We start from the raw sequence: 25,640 nt of genomic DNA on the forward strand, positions 1-25,640 counted from the left end.
CGGCTACTGCTTGGGCCCGGGCTTGGGCAGGCGCATTTGCTGGCCCAATATTACCCGGCGGCCGGTGAGCGACCGCAGCATGGGCACGAGAATCTGCTCGGCGTTACGTTGGGTTTCGGCCAGGATACCCGACTGCAGCGCGGCGTTGCGCACCTGAGCTTCGGCGTATTTATAGCCTTCGTCGATGAGCTCGGCATCCTGAAACAAAGCGTTTTCGGTGCTGAACACGTGGCTTTGGTTGTGGTTGACCTGGAAGCTGCAGAGCTCGGGCGGGGGCAGCGCCACGCGCACCACCGAGTCGCCTTCCAGCACCACGTCCTGCGGCTTGAGCTTGCGCAAATCGATGCAGCCCACGGCCTCGCCCCCCACCACGAGGGCCACTTTCGATTCAGGCAAAAACCGGTAGGCGCGGCGCTTGTATTCCACTACGTCCTTGAAGCGGTAGCGCACCAGCTCTAGTCGGCCCAAGGCTTCTACCTGCGTCAGCACCGTGTTGTGCGTCACGGTGACTTGCGGGCCCGCGCCGGCCAGCGGGTTCAGGTCGCGGAGCGCGGAGCTCACTTTGCTCCACAGCAGCCAGCCCAGGCCCACCAGAAACAACAGCGGCAGCAGCCGACGAATAAGGCGAATAAGGTTCATATGCGCTACAGTACGGGGCCGGCGGTGCGGCGTTGGGCCGGGCGAGGGCCCTAGCTTTGTGGCCGATGCGCTTCTTCTCCTTCTTTCGTGCGTGGGGCCGGTGCCTGTGGCCGTACCATCCGGCCGTGCTGGCGGGGCTGTGGGTGCTGGTGCAGCTGGTGTACCTGCGGCAGCACCACGGCCCACACTTCGCCAACGACAGCGCCCGCTACCTCGAATACGCCCACGACATTGCCGAGCGCGGCTACTTCGCGCCCGGCCACAACCTGCGCTACGTGCTCTACCCGCTCTTCCAAAGCATCTGGCTCTGGCTGGGCCTGGGCTGGTGGGGCATTGTGGCGGGCCAGATGGCCGTTTCGGCGCTGGCCACGCGGGCCATTTACCAGGGCACTCGGCGCCTGGCGGCCGGCCGGGGGGCGGCAGCTGCACTGGCCACGCTGCTTTTCATCGCCTGGCCCGACATCCAGCAGTTCAACGTGTTTCTGCTCACCGAGTCGCTCTTTATCAGCTTGGTGGCCTTGTCGTTTGGGGCCTTCACTCGTGTGCGCAACGGCCGTAGCCAGGAATGGGCTTGGCTGCTGGTGGTGCTGGTGCTCACGGCCCTGGCCCGGCCCAACGGCTTTATGGTGGGGCTGGCAGCCGGGCTCGCGGGGCTCGATGTGCTGCGCCGGCGCCGCGACCGCCGGCCCTGGCGCGCGGCGCTGCTTCTTTTGGTGCTGCTCTCGCCCGTGCTGTGGCAGGCGCTTAACCACCAGCTGGCCACCTACTACCTTATGGATACCTACCAGCGCGGCGAGCTGATTTTCCGCTACCAGCTGTGGGCCGTGCACCAGGCCCAGCCGCTGCACATGCCGCCGCCCGGCACCGGCCCGGTGGTGCGGGTGCTCTACTTCGCCGTGCACAACCCCTTGTACCTGGGCCGCCTGATGGTGGGGAAGCTGTTCATTTTCATCAGCTACCTCAAGCCGCATTACTCCCTGGCGCACCGCGTGGTGGGCGTCCTGGTGCTGTGGCCGGCCTATTGGCTGGCGGCGCTGGCTACCCGGCGCGGGGCTATCTGGCGCCCGGCGCGGGTATTTCTGGCGGCAGTGTTTCTGCTGCAAACGGCCATCATCATGCTCACCGTCGATGACTGGGACGTGCGGTTTCTAGCGCCAGTACTGTCGGTGGTGTTTGTGCTGGCCGCGCTGGAGCTCACGGCCCGCTGGCGCCGGCCGGCTCCGGCGCTTAGCCCGAAGTCCCGAACCGCGCGTGCCACCCCGCCCACGCCTGCAGCCCCCCGGTATGAATAGCCACCACGGTACTGCCCCGCCGGAAGTGGCCTTGCCGAATCAAATCGAGCACCCCAAAGAGTAGTTTGCCGGTATAAATCGGGTCCAGCAGCACCCCGTGCCGCGCTCGAAACTGCTCAATAAAACCCAGCAGCTCCGCCGAGTTTTTCGCGTAGCCGCCGAAATGATAGTCGGTGTGCAGCGCGTAGTTTGTGTAAATCTGGCCCATGGCCTGCTGCGTCAGGGCATCGATTTCGGCCCGCAGAAAGCCGCCGCTTTTTAGGGCGGCCACGCCCACGGCCTGCTGCCGGCCCGCCAGCCCCGTGAGCAGGCCCGCGAGGGTGCCGCCCGTGCCCGCCGCTACGGCCAGGGCATCAAAGTCGGTTCGGGCCTGGATTTCGGCCACCAGCTCGGCGCACCCGCGCAGGGCCAGGGCATTGGTGCCGCCCTCGGGCAACACGTAGACCGGGCCGAAACGGGCGAGCTGCTCGTCAATAAAATCGGGCTCGGAGCGGCGGCGGTAGGAACTCCGGTCCAGATAGTGCAGGGCCATGCCGTCGGCCGCGGCCTGAGCCAGGGTCGGGTTGAGTTCAGCCAGCGCTGCGCCTTGAGCCGGGTCATCGCCCCGAATCAGCCCAATAGTTTGGAAGCCAAACAGCCGGCCCGCAGTGGCTACGGCGGCGATGTGGTTGGAGTACGCCCCGCCAAACGTGAGCAGGGTGTGGTGGCCCTGCTGCTGGGCCGCCGCCAGATTGTATTTGAGCTTGCGGGCTTTGTTGCCAGGCAGGTCGGGGTGGGCTAGGTCATCGCGCCACAGCAGCAAGCGCACGCCGTGTGCGCTTGCTACCGGCTCGTCGATTTCCTGCAAAAGCTCCTCCACCACCCTTACATTAAGAATATCCGCAGCCGGCGGCGCGTGCCGCTAGGCTAGGCCACCGGCACGGCCGTGGCTACTACGTCGTCTTCCACCACTTGCTTGCGGCGGGCCAGGTAAACCCCGGCGCCTACAAGCACCAGCAGCAGCAGGATGCTGGACGCCAGCGAAACGGCATTGCCCACGGCGTACGCTTTTGGCTCAAACTTGAAATCGATGACGTGCGAGCCGGCCGGCACCGGCATGGCCCGCAGCACGTAGTCGGCGCGCAGGTGCGGCACCGGCTTGCCATCGATAAAGGCCTGCCAGCCATCGGCGTAGTAAATCTCAGAGAACACCAAAAAGCCGTCGGTCTTGGCGGTGTAGCGGTACTTGAGCTCGTCGGGGCTGTAGTTGGTCAGGGTAATGGTAGAGCCGGCGGCGTCGTAGGTAGCCGCTTTTTGCTGTGGGAACTTGCTGGCGTCTACCACAGCTTCGGTGGCGGGGCTCAGGGTGCTGAGGGCGGCCATTTCCTCGTCGGGGCTGTTCACGGTCTTCACCGTACTCACAAACCAGGCGTTGCCCAGCGCGCCGGGGTTGCGCTGCACCGGCTGCTTGGGGTCGCCGGTGAGCAGGTAGCGCGTGTTCAGCATGTTGAGCACCTGCTGGTTGTTGTTAGAAATCTGGCGCTCAATCAGGTCCTGGTAGCGGCGCAGCTTGGCCCCGTGGTAGCCACCGATGCTCTTGTGGAAGTACGAGGTCTGGGCTTCGTTGAAGGGGTTCTGCATGTTGAGCACGCGGTAGCTCAAGGCGGTGTCGCGCAAAATCAGCTCGTCGGCCGGGGTGGGCTGGAAGCTGGCGGCGATGCTCGTGGGCTGGAACTTGTCGGTGCCGAGGTAGCGCTTGTCCACGCCCCACAGGTCAACCAGCACCAGGGCCACCATGAGGGCCGCGGCCGGCACCATCGCCAGGCGGCCCTTGAGGTGGAAGTACAGCACGGCCAGCGCCGCGCCGATGAACAGCAGCCCGCGCCACACGTCGTTGCGCAGCAGGTCGGCGCGGTCGGCGCGCAGGGCGCTCAGCAGCTGTGGCGTAAAGCCCTGCTTGGTCAGCTCGTTATCAATGGGTGCGGCAAAGTCGAAGCTGAAGCTGGCCAGATATGCCAGGAGGCAGAGGCCCGCCGTGATGGCGCCCGCGTAGAGCACCTTGGGCAGCAGGGCCGCCGCTTCCGGTGAGGCTACCGGCGCAGTTGAGCCAGTACCGGCCGCTTTGGCGGCTTTGGCCAGGGCGGGGTGCAGCTGCGGGTCGGCGGGGGCCAAGGGCTGGGCCGCGGGGCGGGGCCGCAGCACGCGGCTCAAAGCCAGCGCGCCCAGGATGGGCATGGCCAGCTGCGCGATTACCAGCGCCATGCTCACCGCCCGGAACTTGTTGTAGCCCGGCAGCAGGTCGAAAATTAGGTAGTTGAACGACTCAAAGTTCTTGCCCCAGGCCAGCAGAATCGACAACACAGTGCCAGCCAGTAGCCAGTACCGCGTGCGCTTATCCACCACAAACAAGCCCAGAATAAACAGGAAGCACACCACCGCGCCCATGTACACCGGGCCGGCCGTGTAGCTCTGCTGGCCCCAGTAGGTGGGCATGCCGCTGAGGTACTCCGGGGGCAGGCCAGCTTTGGCCAGGTTAGATTCGGGGCCGAGCGGCATGGCGCTGGCGCCGCCGTAAAAGTTGGGAATCAGCAGGGTAATGGTTTCGCCCACGCCGTAGCTGTACTGAAACGCATAGTCGCGGTCAACGCCGGTGCTGGCTTCCTCGGGGTTGGCCGCGGCCGCCTGGCCGGGGGCGTTGGGCGCCGGGGTTTTTAATTCCGTCCGGCCGCGGTTGCTGTACTTGCTGTATTCCAGCGTGGTATACAAGCGGCCAAAGCTCACGCCCACGGCCAGGGCAGCGCCCAGCCCCAGCAACGCCGCGCGCTTGAAAAACCCGGGCAGCCGGCCGGCACGCGCCGCGGCTACCAGCTCAAAAATGCCGAACAAAGCCACCAGCAGCAGCAGGTAGTAGGTAATCTGCAGGTGGTTGACGTGCACGTTCAGCGTGAGGCCCACGGCAAACAGGGCTGCTCCCAGCCACTTGTCGCGGCGGTAGGTGACCAGCAGGCCGCCCAGCACCAGGGGCGCGTAGGCCAGGGCCAGGCTCTTGGTGTTGTGGCCCGCGGCCAGAATGGCGAGGTTGTAGCTCGAAAAGCCCAGCGCCACGGCCCCGGCCACGGCCACGAGCGGCCGCACGCCCAGCGCCACCAGCAGAATGTAGCCGCAGAGCAAAGCCAGAAAGAGGTTGGCCACCACAGCGGGCAGCCCCAGCGTCAGCACCTTCTGCAAATACACCGACCAGTCGCCCGGGAAGTGCAGGCTGATGAGGTAGGTGGGCATGCCCGAAAACATGGAGTTCGTCCACAGGGCTTCTTTGCCCATGGCCTTGGCGTATTCCTGTGCCTCGTGGGCCCCGCCCTGAAACTGCGTGATGTCGTGCTGGGCTAAGGTCTTGCCCTCGAACATGATGGGCGAAAAGTACAGACAAGCCAGCACCACGAAAAATAGCACCGCCAGCACGTGCGGCAAAGCCCGCTGCCACCACGGCGCGGACGAAACAGAAGAAGCAGAAGCAACAGCAGCCATTAGGGCAATTTTAGGGAACACAAAAACGTGCCCGAAGGTACAGTAGAACCGCACGATGGCTCAACTTATGGACCCGCTATTCTGCCTGCCGCACCGAATTAGCCCCGGCAGTTGAGCCGCCGAGCCAAAACCTCGTTCCTACCCCTACCCTGCCCGGCCTATTTTACCTCCTCAAAATCAACGTATTCGCCACCTTTAAACCCAGCAGGCTTATCGGCCTCCGGGGCCACGGGCGGCACATAATCCACGTGTATTTCGCCCGGGGCCCGCGTGGGGCCGGCCTGGGCCTGCGGGGGCACCCCAAAGCCGCCGTTGCGCATTTGCTTGCGCACGAAGCCGCTCAGTACCAGCCGCAACACGATGGGCAGCACGTAGCGCACTGCAAAAAAGAGAAGGATGAAGATGAGCCAGAAACGCATAATGTCTGAAACGTAATTGCGACCGCAAGGTACGGCCGGGCCTTGCTGGTGCCAGAATGCGGCAATTGCTTTGCCGCGGCGCGGCTTGTGCATGGCCGGGCAGCGCTGGAATTCATTAACCGATTTGGAGGGGGTTTTAGCCTGCAACCCACTGCTGCATCTACCTTGCGGCCGCATCATTCTACTCCTCTAATGTCTGCCCCTTCCATTCGCTCCAGGCCTTTCTGGCGCAACACCTTTTTGCTGGCCGTGCTGCTGGCCAGCCGGGCCGGACAGGCCCAGCACACCGTCCCTGGCTACGTGGTAACGGCCGGCCAGGACAGCCTACGGGGCGCAATTGTCCTGCACGACAACCTGACCCAGCAGGCCCGCGTCGATTTCATTCCCCTGCGGGGCGTCCAGCGCCTCTCCCTCATGGCCGCCGAGGTGAAGGCCTACGGCTACATCCGCAAGCAGGACACCGTGCGCTACGTAGCCATTGCCCTCAACTATGGCCCCCGGAGCGGGGCAGCCCGACGGGTGTTTATCCGCCAGCTGGTGGCTGGGCCCGTCGAGCTCTATAAGTATTATTTTAATGGCCCAACCAACGGGGCAGTGGCTCGCCCGGGCGGCGGTGGCACCCCGCTGGAACGCCCCACTGCCGCCACGGCCGCGCACCCCCAGCTATACGCCTCCCAAGCGGGCAGCGGGCAGCCCGTCACGGCCGCGTCTTTTCCCCCGCTCAGCGTCAGTGGGGCGCGGCTGGGAGCCGGCCACTCGCTGCTGCTGCACCGCCGCGCGCCGGCTTCGCTCGTCGAGATTACCGCTTGGAATTTTCCGGTTGATGCCGCCGCGTATTTTGCCGACTACCCGGCCCTGGCCGCCGACCTGCGCACCAAGCGCTACAAAGCCCGCGACGTAGGCCAGGTGCTGAAACGCTACAATGCGTGGCGGGCCGCCGGGCCGGCACGCCACTAAGTTCTAGGCCGCGGCCTCGGGCCGTTAAATTTTTTGGCCGGCGGTTGTGCCACTTCCGGCGCGGTGCCTATCTTTGCAGCCCCTCCAAAACCGTTGGTGGGGTAACAAGCCTCTTTAGCTCAGTTGGTAGAGCAGCTCATTCGTAATGAGCAGGTCGTTGGTTCGAGTCCAATAAGAGGCTCATACATGCACACCCGGAACACCCGGAAAAAGCCTTCTCACGTCGTGGAAGGGGTTTTCCGGGTTTCTTGCGTTCGGGGGTCTCGGTCCTTCCCGACGCGAAACCGGGGGTTCCCTACGCGAGGGACGCCCCCCTGACGCCCCCCTGTGTATGGTTACCCAATTTGTATTGCGAACGGATAAGAAAGACAAGGCCGGCAAGTGCCCGGTGCACCTGGTGGTGTACTTCGACGGGGCCCGCCTGAAATGCGCCACCGGCGAAAAGTGTAAGCCGGCGGACTGGAACGCGGACCGGCAGCGGTTCCGCGCTTCCTGCCCTTTAGCAGAGGAAGCCAACGATCTGCTGGCGCGGCTGGCGGCCGATACGCTGGCGTGGTGGCGCAAGCTGCGGGCGGCGGGCGAAGCGCCGACGCCCGCAGCTTGCGTGGACTGGATTACGCGCGTGGAACGGATTAACCTACTCTACGGCGTGAACGTCTCGATGGAAACGCTGCTGGTGCACGACCTGCGCACCGCGGGCCTGCCCGGCCTGCTCAACACGAGCCTAGCGGCCAGCACGCCGGGCGAGGAAGTGCAGCTCTTCAACGTCATTGCGGACGGCAACGGCGGGGCGGTGCCGGCCGCGGACGCACTGTTCGGGGAGGTGGTGGACGTGCCCCCGGTCGTAGTGACCCCGCCCGTGGTAATTGAGCGGGCTACGGCCCCGGGGCCCGCCCCCGTGATGGACGGGGCGGTGGCGGGGCAGGTGACGCTGGCCGGTCCGAACGGGACAATAGCGGGCGTGACCATTGAATCGGCCCCGGGCGTGAGCCTGGACTTTGCCCCGCTCTACAGCGGCAGCTCCACGCCGGTGGAGATGTACCTGTTTGTGTACGTGGAGGCCCCGATGACCGCCAAGGTGACCTTTGCCGACCGGTACGCCGGCCAGCCCTTCACCGTGCACCTGGCCGATGGCCGCACGGCTACGGGTCTCTTCACGGAAGGCTCGTATGGCATTGACGTGTAGTCGCGGCTCCTATTAGTAGAATGAGAAAGGCCAGCTCCCGCTTGGGGAACTGGCCTTTCTCAATGGTAAGTTAGGCAAACGAGATTATCCCCTTGGCTGTTGGCTGATGCTGGTGACCACGCCACCATGGCCAATAACTCGGCCGCCCAGCAGTAATCCGCCGAACCAGCTCAACGGATGCGCGCGTTGCGGGCTGCGGTAGCACAAGCTGACGCCCCTTGCGGCCGCCCCGGGTCAGGGCCCGGTTCCGCCCTACCCGCGCTACGCAAGGGCAACCTCTACGGACCACCCACACCGCTCTTTCCCTACTGCACTCCCCGGAGCCTGAAGATGCTCACGCAGCTTCATTGCTGGTTAAGGGCAACCAGTCATTTCCGGCACTTTGCAGGCAAAATCACATTAGTCTAGTGCATGCCCGCTACTTTTATAGGTATACTCTTTTTTTAATTATATGCATACAGCTCTACCCCTCTCCAATCGCTCGCGCGGCCCAGTTTGGAGCCCCATAGCAGCGCTGTTATTCCCCTTGTTTCTCGCGTGGCTGCTGGCTGCCCCGGCCTGGGCCGGCACCCCACCGTCGGGCCCGCTGGCCGGGTCCCCCGCGCCCACAGGGCAGCCCCTGGCCAATGCCCTAAACCCTGACGGCACACTCAGAGCCGGCTATAACGGCTCGTTCGATGCCAGCGGCTACCGGATGCTGACGGCCCCTAACGGCAAGCCGGTCTTTCGGCCCGCGGGCACCACCGGCGCGGGCGACGAGAACTGGCAGGACGGGTTCAACCTTCCCGGCACCAACGGCGAGGTAAAGGCCATCGTTAGCAGCGGCAGCGACATCTACATCGGCGGTGACTTTACCATCGTGGGCAGCATCGCCGCCAACCGCATTGCCAAGTGGAACGGCACGCGCTGGAGCCGCTTGGGCAGTGGCATAAACAGCGAGGTCTTTGCACTGGCCGTGAGCGGTACGGACGTGTACGCCGGGGGCGACTTCAGCACGGCCGGCGGCGTTCCCGCCACGCGCGTAGCCAAGTGGAACGGCACGAGCTGGAGTGCCCTGGGCGCCGGGTTTAACGGTGCCGTCCACGCCTTGGCCGTCAGTGGCAGCGACGTGTACGCGGGGGGCAACTTCACGCGCACGGGAGGTTCATCCCTGTTCTATATTGCCAAGTGGAACGGCTCGGGTTGGAACGCCGTGGGCGGGGGAATGAGCAGCATGGTCTATGCGCTGGCCGTAGACGGGACGGAGGTCTACGCGGGGGGGGCCTTCGGGATGGCCGGCGGGGTCTTTGCCGCCCGCGTGGCCAAGTGGAACGGCACGAGTTGGAGTGCGCTGGACGCGGGATTTAACAGCAACGTCTACGCCTTGGCCGTGAGCGGCTCGGACGTGTACGCGGGAGGTAACTTCACCAAGGCCGGCTTCGTGGACACGGACCACATCGCCAAGTGGAACGGCACGAGTTGGAGCGCAGTCGGCAAGGGAGTGGACCGGGATGTCCATGCCTTGGCCGTAGACGGTACGGAGGTCTACGCGGCGGGCGACTTTACCTACGCGGGGGGCAACGTTTTCACGGTCGGCGCCGTGAAAGCCAACCACTTGGCAAAGTGGAACGGCACGCGTTGGAGTGCCATGAGCGCCGGAATGGGAATGGCACCCGACACGCACGTGTTTGCGCTGGCCGTGAACGGCAGCCACGTCTATGCCGGCGGGTATTACATATCCGCTGGGGGGGGAGCGGCGAACAACATTGCGCGATGGGACGGCAGCGCCTGGACCGCACTGGAAAGGGGGCTGGGATTTAACGCCAAGGTCCACGCCGTGGCCGTGAGCGGCAATGACGTATACGCCGGGGGCGACTTTACTACGGCCGGCGGAGTCGTCGCCAACTGCGTGGCCAAGTGGAACGGCACCGGGTGGAGTGCGCTGGGAAAGGGAATGGACTTTCGGGTCTACGCCTTGGCCGTGAGCGGGAACGACCTGTACGCCGGGGGGCAGTTCAACACGGCTGGCAATTGGAGCGCCAACAACATTGCCAAATGGAACGGTACCGAGTGGAGCCCCTTGGACCGGGGCGTGGACGGCAATGTGTATGCCCTGGCTGTGAGCGGCACCGATGTATATGCGGCGGGCTCCTTCGGCACGGCCGGCGGTGTTGCTGCTAACCGCGTTGCGAAGTGGAACGGGACCAGCTGGAGCGCGCTCGGCTCGGGATTCAACGGCATTGCCCAGGCGCTGGCCGTGAACGGCGGCGACGTGTACGTTGGGGGCTACTCCCTAAGGGCTGGCGGGGGAGTCGATTACCTCGTTGCCAAGTGGAACGGCACCAGCTGGAATGCCCTGGGAACCGGAATGAATGGGGTACTCAGCGGCCTTACGGTGAGCGGCCCGGACCTCTACGTGGGAGGCTTTTTCACGACCGCCAACGGGGTAGCCGCTAACGGCATCGCCAAATGGAATGGCACGAGTTGGAGCGGGTTGGGCACGGGGGTGAGCGGCGCGATTGGGATGAGCAACGGTGGCGTACAGGCCATCGCCGTAATGGGCGGCAACGTGTACGCGGGAGGGCATTTCACCTCGGCCGGCGGGGTGACGGCCCGCAACATTGCCAAGTGGAATGGCACGAGCTGGAGCGCATTGGGCACAGGCCTGAGTAGTGTTGGCGGCTCCCCGTATGATATGGTCACGTCCATCGTCTTTGGCAGCAGCGGCGAAATGTACGCCGGCGGTAGCTTTACCACTGTTGCCGATGGCAGCAGGGTGCTGTCCAATTTCGGCATTTACTGGCCGCAAGGCATTATAACGGCTACCAAAGACCGGCACCTGAATGCCTTAGTAGCGCTCTACCCCAACCCGGCCCGCAAGGCCGTCTTTATAGTATTGCCCGCCGAGCTGCACCGTACGGCCCACACCGCGGAGCTGGTCGATGCGCTGGGCCGGGTGATACGCAGCCAGGCGCTTCCGGGCGTCGGCATTGCCTTGCAGGTGGCGCTACTAGGGGTAGCCCCTGGCGTGTATTCGCTGCGCATTGCCACAGCACAGGGTACCATCAGCAAGCGACTGGTTGTGGAATAAGTAACCTATGAGGTGGTCTAGCTAAGCCGGACACAATTGGGACGTGGTTTGCAGTTGCTTTTCGAAGTGGTTGGGCGAGTGATAGCCGAGCGAAGAATGACGTCGTTCGGCGATGTGATGGCTGATTTCGAGCTGGGCCTCGGCTAGGCCAGGAAAGCGGACGCCGTCGAGCAGTTCGGCTTTGAAGCGGCTCCAAAACGATTCGGCGTGGGCGTTGTCGTAGCAGTTGCCGCGCCGGCTCATGCTTTGCACGGCCCCGTGTTTTGCGACGAGGTCTTTAAAGCGGGTGGCCGTGTACTGGCTGTCCTAGTCGGAGTGCACGATGAGTCCAGCCGGTGGGCGGCGCACGGCCAAGGCGCGCCGCAACGCCTCACTGACCAAGCCCTCCAGCATCGTGTCGCGCACGTCCCACCCGACGACTTTGCGCGTGCACGAAGGCGCCGGCGGGCGCAGTACCAGCTACCGGCTTGCTCCAGAATAACCAGCCACCTGTGGTTGCCTCATTAGGTGCATGTCTGGCAAAAGGAAGTTTTTTTAGGGCGGCGCACCGACGCAGATGGGTTTAGGAGACTTACCCAAGGCTTCTGCACCACCCACGGTCCGAATCTAAACGCGCTGGCTTGGTCAAGAGCAGACGACGGCACCTAGATGGCATCCAGCCCCGGCAAGCCGAGCAAACCAGCGGCGCGCCGCGCCACAGTTTTGACACTGGCGACATCCGGGCCGGTGATGGTCAGGTGGCCCATCTTACGGCCTGCGAGCGCGCGCAGCTTGCCGTACAGATGCAGGTGCGTTCCCGGCAGGCTCAACACAGGGCGCCAGTCAGGCTCCTGCAGTTGACCGCTGCCGTCAAGCCACACATCGCCCAGCAGGTTGAGCATGATGGCCGGAGAATGCTGGCGCGGCTGCGGCAAGGGCAAGCCCGCCATGGCGTGGACCTGCAGGTCAAACTGCGACACGTCACAGGCATCCAGGGTGTAGTGGCCGCTGTTGTGCGGGCGCGGGGCCATCTCATTGACCACCAGGCCACCGTGCGGGCTGCCGTCGTCCACCACAAAAAACTCGACGCATAGCACCCCGACATAGCCCAGATGTTGCGCGATGGAAACGGCCGCGTCGCGGGCGCTATTTGCCAGGTCTAACGGCATATTTCCTTCGTACGCGTGGGTCACGGCTAAAATGCCATCGACGTGCACGTTGCGCTGCGGGGCGAAGCTGACAACTCGCCCGTCCCAGCCGCGCGCCACCAGCACCGAACATTCGGCGGTTAGCGGCAGCATCTTTTCCAGCACGCAGGCGACGCCGCCCAGCTCTGCCCAGGCAGCGGCCAGCTCACCGGCGGTCTTGACGCGGATCTGGCCCTTGCCGTCGTAGCCCATGCGCGCGGTTTTCAGGATGCCGGGCAGCAAATCAGCCCGCTTTTCCTGGACGGCCTGCAGCTGGGCCCGCGTTTCAATCACCGCATAGGGCGCGCAGCTCACCCCCGACACGTCGGCGCAGGCCGTGAAGTGGGCTTTTTCCTCGATGCGGTTTTGCGCAATACCCACCACAGCCGCGCCAGGCGCTACGGGGCGGGTCAGCGCCAGCGTTTGCAGGGCCTGCGCGGGCACGTTTTCAAACTCGGTGGTAATGGCCTGGCACAGTTGGGCTAGCTGCCTCAGCCCGGCTGGGTCGTCGTAGTCGGTCTGAATGTGGTGGTGGCTCACCTGTCCGGCCGGGCTTTGCGGGTCGGGCTCCAGCACGGCGGTGAAGTAGCCCAAGCGCTGGGCGGCGTGCACAAACATGCGGCCCAGTTGGCCGCCCCCCAGCACCCCCAGCGTCGCCGGCTGGCCCGCGGCGTCTATACTGCCCGGGAAAATTGGGAGCATGGCGGCAGCGTGAATACCGTCGTTCATACTGGCAGCGTCATGGCGCGAGCCGCTTCGGTTTGTTCGGCGCGAAACACCTGCAGCTTGGTTGCCAGGCCCGGGTCGTGCAGGGCCAGCAGGCTGACCGCGAACAAGGCCGCATTGGCCGCCCCGGCATTGCCAATTGCAAATGTGGCCACGGGCACCCCTTTGGGCATTTGCACGATGCTGTGCAGTGAGTCCACCCCCTGCAAATGGCGGCTGGCCACCGGCACCCCCAGCACGGGCACCGTGGTTTTGGCGGCCATCATGCCCGGCAGGTGGGCGGCCCCACCCGCGCCGGCAATGATGGCCTGCAGGCCGCGCGGGCCGGCTTGTTCGGCGTAGGCAAACAAGTCGTCGGGCATGCGGTGGGCCGACACCACGCGTGCTTCGTGGGCCACGCCAAAGTGCGCCAGCATCTGCACGGCATGCTGCATGGTGTCCCAGTCGCTGCTGGAGCCCATGACCACGCCGATTAGTGGCGTGCCCGGGGTAGCGCTGGGGCTGGATGTGTTGGTTGTAGGAAGGGTGCTCATGAGAAACAAATCGAAAAAGAACGTCATGCTGAGCGGAGTCGAAGCATCTCTACCGCTTCGTTGCAGCCGTGTGAGCGAAGCGGTAGAGATGCTTCGACTCCGCTCAGCATGACGGACGACTATTATCTGGGTTAGCGCTGCCTATCAGCGCTCCAGCAGGATTTCCGTACCTAGAATCACCAGGTCTACCCGGCCTTTCAGCGCCTGGTCGATGAAGGGCGTGTTCTGGGATTTAGATTTCATGAACTCCTTCGTGAAGGTGGTTTCTGCTTCGGTATCGAACAAAACGCAATCGGCTGGCTGGCCGACTTCGAGGGCGGCTACCGGCAGGCCCATCAGGCGGCGCGGCTCCGCCGAATAGCGCTTCACCACCACGTCCCACCCGAATTTTCCGGGCTCGACGAAGTGGTGATAGAGCGACACCAGGGCCGTATCCAAGCCGGTGATGCCATTGGGCGCGCTGATGAAATCCTGGGCTTTTTCGAACGGCGTATGCGGCGCGTGGTCGGTGGCAATGAGGTCGAAGACGCCTTCTTTGAGCCCTTCGAGCAGGGCATCACAATCGGCCTGCGTTCGCAGCGGTGGGTTCATTTTATAGTTCGTGTCGTAGTCGCCGATGTGCTCGTCGGTGAACATTAGGTGGTGTGGGGTCACTTCCGCCGTGACCTTCACATCGCCGCGGGATTTCCACCAGCGGATGGTTTCCATGCCGAGCTTGCTGGACACGTGCTGGATGTGGACGTGCGCGCCCGCCGCGTGGGCCAGGCGGATGTCGCGGTCGATGATGATTTCCTCCGCGCACGCCGGCGAGCCCTTGATGCCGAGCCGATAGCTCATCACCCCTTCGTTCAGGGCGCGCGGCCCCGCTAGTTCCGGCACCTCGCAGTGGCTGGCGAAAAACATCCCAAACTCGGTGGCGTACTGCATGGCCCGCAGCAGCACCGCCGGGTCGTGCGTGGTGTCCCCGTCGTCGGTGAGCATTTTCACCCCGAGTTCGCGCATGCCCTCGATTTCCGCCAGTTCCTTGCCCTCGCGGTTTTTGGTGACGCAGCCGGAGGTGTACACCGGAATGCGGGCCCGTTCCTTGGCATTTTCCAGCACGGTGGCCACCGCGGTTGCCGAGTCGAGGGCCGGGCGGGTGTTGGGCATCATGACCACGCCGGTAACGCCGCCGTTGATGGCCGCTTCGCTCCCCGTGGTGATGGTTTCCTTGTTTTCAGACCCGGGGGCGCGGAAATGAACGTGGGCATCAAACATGCCCGGCATCAGAACCCGGCCCCGTGCTTCGATGACCCGGGCGCCCTCGGGAACGGCGAGGCTTTTGCCGATTTGCTGAATTATTCCTTCGACAATCAGGACATCGCCCTCGACAAGCACGGGTGAATTTTCGGTGGCGAGGCGGGCGTTTTGAAGGAGGAGCATAGTTAGATGAGGGCTGTAAACCGGCAAAGGATAGGGGGATTGTGGCTATTGAAGATGAACGTCATGCTGAGCTTGTCGAAGCATCTCTACGGCAATAGTAATTATTTACTTGCGCGGCAGAGATGCTTCGACAAGCTCAGCATGACCGCCTATTTAGGAGAGGCCCTTAGGGCGTAACCACCGGTGAGTTGGCTTGCTGCGGTGCAGCATACGCTTCTTGCCGCGGGAAGTCTCCGCCCGGCGTGAGCCAGTCGAGCACGGCCATGCGAACGGAAATGCCGTTTTCGACCTGGTTGGTGATGAGGCTGCGCTCGTAGTCCATGACGGCGTCGCACAGCTCAACCCCCCGGTTTACGGGGCCGGGGTGCATGATGTAGAGGCCGCGGTCGCGGATTTCCGCCAGCCGGGCGGTGGTGATGCCGTAGACCCGGTGGTATTCGCGCACGCTGGGAAAAAACTGCACGTCCTGGCGCTCCAGCTGCACGCGGAGCAGGTACACCACATCGGGCGCCCAGGCCATGGCCGCTTCGTAGTCGGTGAAGCGGGGGATGGTTGCCGGGCCGTACTTGGGCACCAGCGACCCCGGGCCCAGGTAAGCGACCTCAACGCCCAGCTTTTGCAGCAGGGTGCTGGTGGAGCGCGCGACGCGGGAGTGGAGAATATCGCCGATGATGAGGACTTTTTTGCCCCGGGGGTCAGGGAATTTTTCCTTAATGGTGAAGGCGTCCAGCAGGGCCTGGGTGGGGTGCTCGTGTGCCCCGTCGCCGGCATTGATGACCGACGCCGTGGTTTGGCGGGCTATCATGGCGGGCAGGCCGGGGTGACCATGGCGGACGACGATGTAGTCGGTGCGCATGGCCTGGAGCGTCTCAATCGTCTCGCGTACCGACTCGCCCTTGGTGATGGAGGAGTGGGCGACGTCGAAGTTCGTTACCTCCGCCGAGAGGCGTTTGGCGGCAACCTCGAAGGAGGAGTGCGTCCGGGTGCTGGCCTCATAGAACAGCATGAGCACGGACTTGCCCTCGAGGGCGGGGATTTTTTTCACCGAGCGGGTGAACAGTTTTTTAAAGGACGTGGATTGGTCGAGCAAAAACTCGATTTCCTCACGGTGAAGGGATGCGATGTCGAGCAGGTCTTTACGTGCCATACCGGAGTTGGGGAAAACATGTACGTGGTCAGTACTTGCGAGTCGGAGGTTTTACCCTATTTGTTTAACAACGCCCAACTCATTGGACATAAAAAAACCGTTTCGGAATCCGAAACGGTGGCGGGGCAAAACCAAGAAAAAGCAACGGAAATACCAAAGGCAAAATCGGGAGAACCGATGGTGGCGAAGACCTTCCGGCCCATTCGCGGGTCCCAGCCGAGCAGGGTCCCGCGCTTCATCAACAAGTTTTTTGGTTGAAGCATGATGCAAAATTACAGCATTGTTAGGCCCGGCAATTCATCATCGGCAATGTTAATTTTTTCTCACCGCTTTTCTCGCATTGTATTTTCGACCCAACGGGCTAAACGACGCGCTTTTTATCATTCTGTTCGCCATCAAAAAAATTATGGCCCGCGTAACCAATTGCTTGGCAAGCACCATCCCTTTTAACTTTAGCTTTTTATTCCGCAGCCTCCGCTGGCAGGCCGCCATTCTTCGGCGGCAAGCCGCCCATGAACTACTCGGTAGTTCATGGGCGGCTTCATTTTCGGCCGGCACAATGAATATCGAGGGGGTAGGGTTTGGTCGAACCCGGGCGGGCAGTCATCTTTCGGTTACGGTGCCACCCTAGCAGCGTCCGTCGCCCTGGACACCTTCTTGGCCCTCAACCGCTGTCCGCACATCGGGGCCGGCTTCACGGGCTTTTTTGTGGCCCCGGCCGTGCACAATGGCGGGGCAGCGTACCGGCGCTGGGGGTGGCCTACGGTTCTGGGCGTGCCGCTTACCCGCTATTGGTATCAGGGCGGGCACAGCGCGTTAGCCCCGCACCAGGCTCCGGTTTATTCGGCTCACCAGCGCCGGCCCTTCGTAGATAAAGCCAGTATAAAGCTGAATCAGCGAAGCCCCGGCGGCTAGCTTTTCCTGTGCATCGGCCGCCGAGTGAATGCCGCCTGCGCCAATAATCGGCAGTGCGCCGTCGGATTTCTGGTGCAGGTAGCGGATGACTTCGGTGGCCCGTGCCCGTAACGGCCGGCCGCTCAGCCCGCCCGCGCCCAGCGAGGCCACGTAGCCCGGCTCGGTGCCCAGATTATCGCGGCTGATGGTGGTATTGGTGGCTACCAGGCCACTGAGCTGCGTTTCACGGGCTATTTCGAGAATGTCGTCGAGCTGCGAATCGGTGAGGTCAGGCGCAATTTTGAGCAGCAGCGGGCGGGGCGTGGGGCGGGCCAGGTTGCGGGCCTGCACTTGCTGCAGCAGCTCAATGAGCGGCTTTTTCTCCTGCAGCTGCCGCAGGTTGGGCGTGTTGGGCGACGACACGTTGACCACGAAATAATCGACTACCTCGGCCAGGGCCTCGAAGCAGGCCACGTAGTCGGCGGCGGCTTGCTCGTTGGGCGTATCCTTGTTTTTGCCAATGTTGCCTCCGATGAGGAGCTGCCGGTTCTGGCGCCGGGCCAGCCGGGCCGCCACCACGGCCGCGCCGTCGTTGTTGAAGCCCATCCGGTTCACCAGTGCCTCGTCCTGCGGCAGCCGGAACAGGCGCGGCGGCGGGTTGCCGGGCTGCGGCCGGGGCGTCACCGTGCCAATCTCCACAAAGCCAAAGCCCAGCGTGGCCAGCTCGTCCGTCAGCGCGGCGTTCTTATCAAAACCCGCCGCCAAGCCCACCGGGTTGGGAAATTTCAACCCAAACACCTCCCGCGCCAGGCTGGGGTGCTGGAAATCATACAGTGCCCGCAGCAGCGCTTTGGTACCCGGCACTCGCGCCGCCCGGCGCAGGTTGTCGAAAACCAGGTGGTGGGCGCGCTCGGCGTCGAGGGAGAAGAGCAGGGGTTTGACGACGGGCTTATACACGGGCAGCGGGGCCAAATTGGCGGTTAAGTTCAGTGAATAAGTCCTCTAAAACCAGGCATAGGGCCGGAATAATGTCTTGTGACATCTGCCACCGCCTTGCCCAAGCACCGCGGGAACCAGAAATGACATCATAGGAGCAGGAGGCCGAACAGGCATGGCGGGCGATGAAACAGGCAAACGCAGTTTGCCAGCAAGCCGGCGAAGCTCAATCCGCCACCCGGGAGCAAATATGGCATAGTCGTGTCAGATTGCTCTGCTATGGAGCGCCTGGTTTCGAGTTTACGAAACTCGTCTCCTCGGCACGTGTCGTAAACGAAGAATCGTAGACGGGTTTCGTAAACTCGCCACATGCTGCAGTAGCTTCCAGGCACCGGGTAGCGGGCCGCTGCTAGTGGGTTGCCGAAAGGAGGGTATCTTTCGTTGTGAATAACCTCCAGGTGATAAGAACCTTTTTACAGAGAACGTGGTGGATTTTTGCCTTCATGCTGCTGTTGGGGCTAGCCGCTTTTTACTATGTATACCACGCCAATGAGGCCGCGTACGAGTCCCTTTATCGCGCCGAATTTGCGGGACAAATCCACTCCCTTGACCGGCAAAACCATGGCTTTTCGGTCGCGGTCGAATTAGATAACCACCGGCGCTACCGGTTTTTCCCGGCGGAGCAACAGGGGGGCGCGGCGGGGTTTCTGGCCATGGCCGCCATTGGCGATAGCCTCCAAAAGAAGAATGATTCGGATACTTTGGTGCTGATTACCCAAGGCCGGAAAGCGCGCTATGCTTTTAAAAAAGTGCTTTATTAACACAGCGCCACCCCGCACCCAAAGTTCAGGAAAACGGTCTTTTTCGGGAGTCGGCTACGAGTTGTTTCTTCGTGGTTCCTAATGGAACGAAATGCGGGGCCAAAACCCTCGCGGCAATTAAAGAGCCTTCCCAGTACTTTGCATGGCTTTCCGGTACTCAAGCTAAATGCTACGGGCCCGCTACGTAACAGCTAGGGGCCCATTTTAACCCAGCTCAACCTGCAGGCTCCTGTAGAGGGCTTGGTATCGTCCGCTTATTTGAAAAAACCGTGATGAAAAGGAGAACCTTTCTCAAAAATTTGTCTGTCAGCGCGTTATGCGTCAGCACGCTGGGCCTGCTGGGTGCCTACCGCCAACGCGAGGTGTTGGGCACCCCGTTGCGGGTAAACCAAGCGCGCTTGGTGAGCCGCGTGGCCGAATTGGCCAAATTTGGCCGGGACGACCGGGGCCATGGATACCGAGTGGCGTATACCAAGGGAGACCTCGACGGAAGGGCCTGGTTTATCGCGCAAATGAAACAGGCGGGGCTGGACCCGGCCATTGATGCGGCCGGCAACATCATCGGCAAACGAAAAGGCAAAAACCCCGCGCTCAAACCCATTGCCTTCGGGTCACACATCGACATGGTGCCCGACGGGGGAAATTACGACGGTCCATTGGGGTCCCTCGGCGCGCTGGAAGTAATTGACGTGCTGAATGAGCACAAAATGCTCACCGAGCACCCGCTGGAAGTCATCATTTTTGCCAACGAAGAAGGGGGCACCGTTGGCAGCATGGCCATGGCGGGCGGCTTAACCCCCGCGGGGTTGCAGCAAAAAAGCCAAAGCGGGCTCACCATGGCGGAGGGCATCAAGGCCATTGGGGGCAACCCCGACAACATTCCATCGGCTGTCCGGAAAAGGGGGGACCTCCGCGCCTGGGTGGAGCTGCACATCGAACAAGGAGGGATTTTAGCGCAGGAAAACATCCAGATTGGGGTGGTGGAAGGCATTGTGGGCATTGTGCATTGGGAAGTCACCGTGGAGGGGTTTGCCAACCACGCCGGTACCACCCCCATGAACGCGCGGCAGGACGCCTTGCTGGCGGCGTCCCGGCTGGTCATCGCCGTCAACGAAGTCATCACCGCAGTACCCGGAAACCAGGTGGGCACGGTGGGTAAGCTGGCCGTCGCCCCGAATGCGTACAACGTGATTCCCGGCAAAGTGGTCTTGGGGTTGGAAATCCGGGATTTGGCCGCCGATAAAATCGAAACGCTCTTTCGGGAAATAGAACACCGGGCCGCGGCCATTGCCGCCGCCAGCCACACCACCATCCGGTTCGAGAGGCAAGCAAACGCTTCCAAACCAGCGCTCACGGACCCGGCTTTGCAGCAAACCGTCCAGGCAGCGGCCAAGGCCTTGGGCCTGAGCACGAAGCTGATGCAAAGCGGTGCCGGCCATGATTCCCAAGAAATGGCCGTGATTGCCCCCGTTGCCATGATTTTTGTTCCGAGCGTGGGAGGCATTAGCCATTCGCCCCGAGAATTGACAAAACCGGGGGACCTGGCCAACGGCGCCAATGTGCTGTTGCAAACCATCCTCTCGATTGATAAGGCGAAAGAGCAGTAACGGGCCCCAAGGGGAAGGCTCGAGGTCACGAATCAGCCCGTCCGGCGTTACTCGAACCACCGGTCGTCCAGAAGTGAGCACCCGCCGGCTGCAGGAGGCCCCGCGGGAAAAAGGCACCGGGTGGGCCGCTAGCGTCTGCGCACGGCCATGCGCCGCCGAGGCCGGCAGCCCTTGCAGCCCACGGCCGACACCCCGCATCTGCCGCTGGCCCACGGCTTCCAGGACTATTTGTGCGCCTTTCGGGACCTGGCCAGCAAGCACGTAGTGGGCTGGCCCGTGGCCGCTGCCATGCCCGAGGAGCTGGTCACCACGGCCTTGCAGCGCGCCTTTTGGTCCCCACCGCCTGCGCCCGGCCTGCTCGTGCACTCCGACCGCGGCGGGCGGTACTGCGGCAAGGCCTACCGCATGCTGCTCCACAACCACGAGGCCGTCCGCTCGCAGAGCTGCCGCGGGGACTGCGACGACAACGCCCAGGCCGAGAGCCGCTGGTCCCGCCTCAAAACCGAGGTACTGGAATCGATGCTGCATTCGGACAACCCGCACCGGCTGCCCTTCGGCATGGAGACCTGCGACATTCATGAACTGTGGCGGGTGCGCGGGTACGTCTCCAGCTACATCCCGAGCGCGCCCGACGTGACGGTGGAACGGCTGTAGGAAGTCATCGAGCAGTTGGGCTTTGACCGGGGCGAGGTGCGGCGGCATTTAATTGAAAACGCTCCCTCTGACGCTCCCAATGAAATAAGGACGCCGCTGTGCGTGGCGCAAGCAACTGATAATAGAGTGTTTACCGTGTGTTCCGTTGTGGTGTGGTTACAACAAGAGGCTTATACATAGAAAAAACCGGAAACTCGCTTCTCATGTAGCAGAAGCAGCTTTCCGGTTTTTTGCGTTTGGGCCGTAAAAAGTTGGGCTGGCGCGGCACCCCGGCCGTGGGCTGCTACCGGGGCAGGTACAGGCGGAACGTGGTGCCCTGGCCCACGGTACTGGCCACCTCCACCCGGCCGCCGGCCTGGTGCACCAGCCGGTTGACAAGGTACAGTCCCACGCCCGAGCCCGCCACCTCGGGGTGAAAGCGCCGAAACAGCTGGAACAATTCGCCGCCGTGGCGTGCCAGATTGAGCCCCCGGCCGTTGTCCTGCACGCTGAGCACGGGCTTGCCCTCCATCAGCGCGGTACTTACGGCAATGCGCGGGCGGCGCCCGGGCTCGGTGTACTTCAAAGCATTGCTGAGCAGGTTGGTGAGCACGCTGTGCAGGCCGGGCCGGGACATGTGCACCACCGGCGCGGCCGCAAAATCCAGGGCAAACTCGGCCTCGGCGTGGGCCGGCAGCTGCGCCAAGCTCCGGATAATTTCCTCGGTCAAGCCCAGCAGCTCCACGGCTTCGGCGGGGCCCGGCTCCGGCTGCCGCTGCTGCTGCACCACGGCCGTGAGCCCCTCGATGGTGCTAAGAATCTGCTGCATGGCACCCTGCACCATGTCCATCATGTTGGCCGCCGCGGGGTCATGGAACGTGGCGCTGCGCTGGAGCTCCTCAAAGAGCCCGGCCAGGTTGTGCACCGGCTGCTTCAAATCGTGCGAGGCCGTGTACACGAAGCTATCGAGGTCGGCGTTGATGCGGGTGAGCTGCTCGTTTTGGGCCCGCAGCTGCTCGCGCTGCGCCTCGGCTTGGGCCTTGGCCCGCAGCAGCTCCTGCTCGTATTTGCGGCGGTCGGTGATGTCAAACAGGGTCATACGCACTACCAGGGGCTGGCCGTCGGCGTCGCGCTGCAGCGTGGCGTTCAGCAGCACGGGCAGGGTGCTGCCATCGTGGCGGCGTAGGGAGTAGCTCACCTCCCGCACCTGGCCTTGCAGCAGCAGCAGGGGCGCGCAGTGCATCTCGTAGTGCAGGCGCCCGCCCACGGTGAGCAGCTGCGACAGGGTGAGGCGGGCCACCAGCTCCTGGCGCGTGTACCCCAGCCACCCCAGCAGGGTTTGGTTGAGCTTAACCAGGGTGCCGTCGGGCAGGCACGAGCAGTAGCCACAGGGCGCATGTTCGTACAAGTCGTCCGGATTCTCTGCGGTCAGGCGCAGGTCCAGTGCGGGCATGATATCATGGTCGACCTTGTGCATGATTTGGGGATACGCGGCGCAACTGGGCTATACGCGTGGCTCCAGAAAAAGGTCCATGGCCGCAATGGTGGCCTGGGGCTCGCTCAGGTGCGGGCAATGCCCCGACGTATCGAGCACCACCAGCTCGCTGTGGCGTAGCTGCTGGTGCAGGTAGGTGCCCACGGCCTGGGGAGCCAGCACGTCGTCGGCGCACTGCAGAATCAGGGCCGGGGTGCGCAGGCGCGGCAGGTCGGCCCGGTTGTCCGACAGGAAGGTGACGCGGGCAAAGTGCCGGGCAATGGCGGGGTCGGTGTTGCAGAAGCTATTGTTCAGCTCCGCGCTCAGCTCGGGCCGCTCGGGGTGGCCCATGATGGCGGGCGTCATGGCCGTCGACCAGCCCAGGTAGTTGTCGTCCATGGTTTCGAGCAGCTCCTTGATGTCGGCCGGCTCGAAGCCACCGGTGTAGCCCACGTCGTTGAGGTAGCGCGGCGAGGGCGTCACGAGCACCAGCTTGGCAAACCGCGCCGGCTCCCGAATGGCGGCCAGCACGCTAATCATGGCACTCACGGAATGGCCCACCAGCACGGCATCGTGCAGGTCGAGGGCGTGCACCACGTCCAATACGTCCTGGGCGTGAGCTTCCAGCGTGGCGTAGCGGGCGGGGTCGTAGGCGGCCAGGTCCGACTGCCCGGCGCCCACCAAATCGAGCAGCACCACGCGGTAGCGGCTCTCGAAGGCCGGGGCCACCAGCCGCCACATGTGCTGGTTGCAGCCAAAGCCGTGCACAAAAACCATGGGCTGCGTGCCGGTCCCGGAAACGTTGACGTTGTTGCGCTTCAAAACATCCATAGCAACTGTGCAAAAAGGAACACGGGCACGGCAGCGCGCAGCCCCGCGGCGTGCAAAGGCCCGCTGTGCCAAAGGTAGTCTTCTCTAGCGGTGGCGCTTATCGGCGGCGTTCAAAATTTGCTGGCCATCATTTTCGTACGCGGCCTCAAGCCGGCTTCGGCGGCGCGAGGAGCTTCCAGCCCTTGTGGAGGCAGCTGGCAATGCTGCCCTATTTCAGTGGCTCAAAATGCAGCCCACCGGCCGGCAGGCCAGGCTCAGAGGTCTCCAGCGAACTCAGCACCTGGTCAATGGTCATCTCCCCGCGCACAAACTGGTCCAGGAGCATCTGTTCGTAGGGCTGGGGGGCCAGACGGGTATCGCGGGTGAGGGCCAGGGCGAAAGCGACGGCTCGTTGGCGGCTCTGTTCAGCAGGAAAGGGCGCGGGCTGTTGGTGCATGGAGAGGAATATGAAATTTCCCAACTGCAAAGTTCATCTCCAGCCACCGCACTACAAAGCACAACGAAGGGGCTTTTCCAGCGAATAAATCGGTATTTTTAAACAAAACACCCCGCCGAAGCGGGGCAACTACTTAGCGGAATTAGCCGCATGCATTATAGCACGCATTTTAGGCTAGTAGTAGTAGTAGTAATTTACAGCTTATTGAGCTGAATTTTCACGCTATTTAGCTCAACGGTAAATGGGCTGCCAGCTAACCCAATTAGAATAATCAGCTCAATGTTGCCGGCCCCGTAGGTGGGCGCACTTTTTAGGCCATGGCGGCCGTCACGGCGTTGAAAGATGCCACCACGCCCGCCACCTCCGCAAGGAAAGCCGGCTCGGCTTCGATGTGGTTGCCTACCACCACCACGTCGGCGCCGGCAGCCAGGGCGGCGTACACCTTCTCGCCCGTATTCAGCCCACCGCCCACAATCAGGGGCGTGGCCACGGCCTCGCGCACGGCCCTAATCATGGCGGCCGATACCGGGTTTTGAGCGCCGCTGCCACCGTCGAGGTATATCAGCTTCAGGCCCAACTGCTCGCCAGCCAAGGCGGTGCAGGCGGCAATACCCGGCTTGTTGTGCGGCAGCGGCAAGGTGCCGCTCATGTAGGAAGCGGTGGTGGGGCGGCCCGAGTCGACGAGCATGTAGCCGGTGGGCAGCAGCTGCAGGCCGCTGGCCTGCAGGCGCGGCGCTGCCACCACGTGCTGGCCAATGAGAAAATCGGGGTTGCGGCCCGAAATGAGCGAGAGCAGGAGCACGCCATCGGCCGGGCCGTCGAGGTGCAGGCTGTGGCTGGGAAACAGCAGCACTGGCACCGTGGAGTGCTCCTTAATCAACGCAATGAGGGCAGCCTGATGCGTGCTTTGCACCAGGCTGCCCCCCACGAAAAAGTAATCAACCGCGTGCGCCTGGCTCAGGCGCAGCAAGTGCAACAAGCTGTTTTCGTTTAAGTTATCCGGGTCGAGCAACACTGCCAGCGCCTTGCGGCCCTGTTGCTGGCGAGTGCGAAGCGCGTCATATAGCAGAGGTGTGGGTGGACGCATCCGGGGAATCGGGAGTAGCGGGCGAAGTGGCGGGAGCAAACCCGGTTTCAGTGGGTGCGTAGCCGGAGGAGGTCGCAAGGTCGGGATTTTTGTCGGCCGGGAAAAACTCGCTCACTTTTTTTGTTACCATGGCCAGTGCCACGGCCGCTACCTGGGCCACCAACACCTTGCCGGTATCCGACTTGAGGAAGGACTGCAGCACGGCGGCCACCATGTTGTTTTTGGGGCGGGGCGCCGGGCGGCTGCTTACTGGCTCGGTTTCGTCGTCATCGAAGGCGTGGGAGGCCGGCAGGCGGCGGCTGTCATCGTAAGGCAAGTCCTTGAACGGGTCGTCCTCGAAATCCTCGGGTTGGAAGGCGGAGCCGTCATATAGGTCGCCGGGCGTGGTGCCGCCGAATGCTTCCGGCTGCGGCACGGCCTTGGAGCCAAAGCCCAGGTCGTCGGCGTCGTGGCCCGGCCCCTGGCGGTCTTGCGCCATAAAGGCTTGGGCCGAGTCGGCGGCCGTGCGATAATTGCGCACGCTCTTGTAGCGCTTGCCGTTGCCCGCGGTGTAGTAGTCGGCCTCGTCGCCGAATTCATCGTCGCCTTCGAAGTTATCGGCTTCGCCGTTGTAGCGGTGCTCATCGCGGTCGAAATCGTCTTGCGCGTAGCGCTTGCGCTTCTTCTTGCCGCCGAAGGCTTTGGCGATAAGCCAGATGCCACCGGCCAGGCCGGCCCCTACCAAGGCCACCTTGCCCGCTTTCACCGACTGGTCCTTGATGTGGTCCACGTCGCCGCGCAGGGCACGCTCGTACTCGAGCTTTTTGCGCTCGAGAAATTCTTTTTCCTCGTCGAACAGGGGATTTTGCAAGTCACTCATG

At 63.2% G+C, this 25,640-nt stretch carries 24 protein-coding genes and 1 tRNA gene; 9 read left to right on the forward strand and 16 right to left on the reverse strand.

What is annotated here, in order from left to right:
- Window positions 1–3: 3 nt before the first annotated feature.
- Window positions 4–639 carry a DUF4230 domain-containing protein gene (locus AUC43_RS03930; RefSeq protein WP_068190179.1) on the reverse strand — a complete coding sequence of 212 codons (636 nt, stop codon included), beginning with the start codon at window positions 637–639 and terminating at the stop codon, window positions 4–6.
- A 65-nt stretch (window positions 640–704) separates the two neighbouring features.
- Here AUC43_RS03930 and AUC43_RS03935 point away from each other — a divergent pair, with 65 nt between their 5' ends.
- Entirely contained in the window at window positions 705–1,931 is a 1,227-nt protein-coding gene (locus AUC43_RS03935) for a hypothetical protein (RefSeq protein ID WP_068190180.1), read from the forward strand.
- On the opposite strand, the gene AUC43_RS03940 is transcribed toward AUC43_RS03935, so the two are convergent.
- The 3 genes from AUC43_RS03940 to AUC43_RS20805 form a co-directional block, all read right to left on the reverse strand.
- A complete protein-coding gene (locus AUC43_RS03940; RefSeq protein WP_068198185.1) occupies window positions 1,867–2,790 on the reverse strand; it encodes a 1-aminocyclopropane-1-carboxylate deaminase/D-cysteine desulfhydrase in 924 nt (307 codons plus the stop codon). The genes AUC43_RS03935 and AUC43_RS03940 overlap by 65 nt on opposite strands.
- 47 nt (window positions 2,791–2,837) lie before the next feature.
- Window positions 2,838–5,435, reverse strand: a complete 2,598-nt coding sequence (locus AUC43_RS03945; RefSeq protein WP_157780916.1) for a YfhO family protein — start codon at window positions 5,433–5,435, stop codon at window positions 2,838–2,840.
- Between the two features lie 158 nt (window positions 5,436–5,593).
- Complete coding sequence (locus AUC43_RS20805; RefSeq protein ID WP_157780917.1) at window positions 5,594–5,854, reverse strand: DUF4834 family protein; 261 nt, start codon at window positions 5,852–5,854, stop codon at window positions 5,594–5,596.
- A gap of 192 nt (window positions 5,855–6,046) precedes the next feature.
- Here AUC43_RS20805 and AUC43_RS03955 point away from each other — a divergent pair, with 192 nt between their 5' ends.
- From AUC43_RS03955 to AUC43_RS03970, 4 genes are all read left to right on the forward strand, one after another.
- Complete coding sequence (locus AUC43_RS03955; RefSeq protein WP_068190184.1) at window positions 6,047–6,811, forward strand: hypothetical protein; 765 nt, start codon at window positions 6,047–6,049, stop codon at window positions 6,809–6,811.
- A gap of 108 nt (window positions 6,812–6,919) precedes the next feature.
- A tRNA-Thr gene (locus AUC43_RS03960) sits at window positions 6,920–6,992 on the forward strand.
- Window positions 6,993–7,142: 150 nt separating this feature from the next.
- Window positions 7,143–7,997 (forward strand): Arm DNA-binding domain-containing protein, encoded by an 855-nt coding sequence (locus tag AUC43_RS21415; protein ID WP_157780918.1) that lies wholly within the window; start codon window positions 7,143–7,145, stop codon window positions 7,995–7,997.
- 526 nt (window positions 7,998–8,523) lie between these two features.
- Window positions 8,524–11,067 (forward strand): T9SS type A sorting domain-containing protein, encoded by a 2,544-nt coding sequence (locus AUC43_RS03970; protein WP_068190189.1) that lies wholly within the window; start codon window positions 8,524–8,526, stop codon window positions 11,065–11,067.
- 21 nt (window positions 11,068–11,088) lie between these two features.
- Here the strand turns inward: AUC43_RS03970 and AUC43_RS03975 are convergent, their stop codons facing one another.
- Window positions 11,089–11,310 carry an integrase core domain-containing protein gene (locus tag AUC43_RS03975; RefSeq protein ID WP_068198188.1) on the reverse strand — a complete coding sequence of 74 codons (222 nt, stop codon included), beginning with the start codon at window positions 11,308–11,310 and terminating at the stop codon, window positions 11,089–11,091.
- Window positions 11,311–11,389: 79 nt separating this feature from the next.
- Here AUC43_RS03975 and AUC43_RS20815 point away from each other — a divergent pair, with 79 nt between their 5' ends.
- The gene (locus AUC43_RS20815) at window positions 11,390–11,548 is read left to right on the forward strand and encodes a hypothetical protein (RefSeq protein ID WP_157780919.1); all 159 of its coding nucleotides are present in this window, start codon (window positions 11,390–11,392) and stop codon (window positions 11,546–11,548) included.
- 163 nt (window positions 11,549–11,711) lie between these two features.
- Here AUC43_RS20815 and AUC43_RS03980 read toward each other — a convergent pair whose 3' ends face one another.
- The 6 genes from AUC43_RS03980 to AUC43_RS04010 form a co-directional block, all read right to left on the reverse strand.
- A complete protein-coding gene (locus AUC43_RS03980) occupies window positions 11,712–12,935 on the reverse strand; it encodes a 5-(carboxyamino)imidazole ribonucleotide synthase (RefSeq protein WP_068198189.1) in 1,224 nt (407 codons plus the stop codon).
- Window positions 12,936–12,958: 23 nt separating this feature from the next.
- On the reverse strand, window positions 12,959–13,492 hold the full coding sequence (gene purE / locus AUC43_RS03985) for a 5-(carboxyamino)imidazole ribonucleotide mutase (RefSeq protein WP_068198191.1): 534 nt from the start codon (window positions 13,490–13,492) through the stop codon (window positions 12,959–12,961).
- A gap of 144 nt (window positions 13,493–13,636) precedes the next feature.
- Window positions 13,637–14,914 carry a dihydroorotase gene (locus tag AUC43_RS03990; protein ID WP_068190192.1) on the reverse strand — a complete coding sequence of 426 codons (1,278 nt, stop codon included), beginning with the start codon at window positions 14,912–14,914 and terminating at the stop codon, window positions 13,637–13,639.
- A 166-nt stretch (window positions 14,915–15,080) separates the two neighbouring features.
- On the reverse strand, window positions 15,081–16,061 hold the full coding sequence (locus AUC43_RS03995) for an aspartate carbamoyltransferase catalytic subunit (protein WP_082684898.1): 981 nt from the start codon (window positions 16,059–16,061) through the stop codon (window positions 15,081–15,083).
- Between the two features lie 56 nt (window positions 16,062–16,117).
- Window positions 16,118–16,324 carry a hypothetical protein gene (locus tag AUC43_RS20820; RefSeq protein ID WP_157780920.1) on the reverse strand — a complete coding sequence of 69 codons (207 nt, stop codon included), beginning with the start codon at window positions 16,322–16,324 and terminating at the stop codon, window positions 16,118–16,120.
- Between the two features lie 553 nt (window positions 16,325–16,877).
- The gene (locus AUC43_RS04010) at window positions 16,878–17,912 is read right to left on the reverse strand and encodes a quinone-dependent dihydroorotate dehydrogenase (RefSeq protein ID WP_068198194.1); all 1,035 of its coding nucleotides are present in this window, start codon (window positions 17,910–17,912) and stop codon (window positions 16,878–16,880) included.
- A gap of 422 nt (window positions 17,913–18,334) precedes the next feature.
- Here AUC43_RS04010 and AUC43_RS04015 point away from each other — a divergent pair, with 422 nt between their 5' ends.
- From AUC43_RS04015 to AUC43_RS04025, 3 genes are all read left to right on the forward strand, one after another.
- Complete coding sequence (locus tag AUC43_RS04015; protein ID WP_157780921.1) at window positions 18,335–18,712, forward strand: hypothetical protein; 378 nt, start codon at window positions 18,335–18,337, stop codon at window positions 18,710–18,712.
- Window positions 18,713–19,011: 299 nt separating this feature from the next.
- Window positions 19,012–20,319 (forward strand): Zn-dependent hydrolase, encoded by a 1,308-nt coding sequence (locus AUC43_RS04020; protein WP_233254102.1) that lies wholly within the window; start codon window positions 19,012–19,014, stop codon window positions 20,317–20,319.
- Window positions 20,320–20,466: 147 nt separating this feature from the next.
- The gene (locus tag AUC43_RS04025) at window positions 20,467–20,973 is read left to right on the forward strand and encodes a DDE-type integrase/transposase/recombinase (protein ID WP_068190202.1); all 507 of its coding nucleotides are present in this window, start codon (window positions 20,467–20,469) and stop codon (window positions 20,971–20,973) included.
- Between the two features lie 283 nt (window positions 20,974–21,256).
- Here AUC43_RS04025 and AUC43_RS04030 read toward each other — a convergent pair whose 3' ends face one another.
- The 5 genes from AUC43_RS04030 to AUC43_RS04050 all read right to left on the reverse strand — a co-directional run bounded on the left by AUC43_RS04030 (window position 21,257) and on the right by AUC43_RS04050 (window position 25,639).
- The gene (locus tag AUC43_RS04030) at window positions 21,257–22,429 is read right to left on the reverse strand and encodes a sensor histidine kinase (protein WP_068190204.1); all 1,173 of its coding nucleotides are present in this window, start codon (window positions 22,427–22,429) and stop codon (window positions 21,257–21,259) included.
- A gap of 27 nt (window positions 22,430–22,456) precedes the next feature.
- Window positions 22,457–23,257: an alpha/beta fold hydrolase gene (locus tag AUC43_RS04035; RefSeq protein ID WP_068190206.1), complete on the reverse strand. Its 801-nt coding sequence runs from the start codon at window positions 23,255–23,257 to the stop codon at window positions 22,457–22,459.
- Window positions 23,258–23,465: 208 nt separating this feature from the next.
- The gene (locus AUC43_RS04040; RefSeq protein ID WP_157780922.1) at window positions 23,466–23,693 is read right to left on the reverse strand and encodes an antitoxin VbhA family protein; all 228 of its coding nucleotides are present in this window, start codon (window positions 23,691–23,693) and stop codon (window positions 23,466–23,468) included.
- A gap of 310 nt (window positions 23,694–24,003) precedes the next feature.
- On the reverse strand, window positions 24,004–24,780 hold the full coding sequence (locus AUC43_RS04045) for a geranylgeranylglyceryl/heptaprenylglyceryl phosphate synthase (RefSeq protein ID WP_068190209.1): 777 nt from the start codon (window positions 24,778–24,780) through the stop codon (window positions 24,004–24,006).
- On the reverse strand, window positions 24,752–25,639 hold the full coding sequence (locus AUC43_RS04050; RefSeq protein WP_068190212.1) for a hypothetical protein: 888 nt from the start codon (window positions 25,637–25,639) through the stop codon (window positions 24,752–24,754). Before AUC43_RS04050 ends, AUC43_RS04045 begins: the two co-directional genes overlap by 29 nt.
- Window position 25,640 lies beyond the last annotated feature (1 nt).

Source organism: Hymenobacter sedentarius (assembly GCF_001507645.1).
GTDB classification, from domain to species: domain Bacteria; phylum Bacteroidota; class Bacteroidia; order Cytophagales; family Hymenobacteraceae; genus Hymenobacter; species Hymenobacter sedentarius.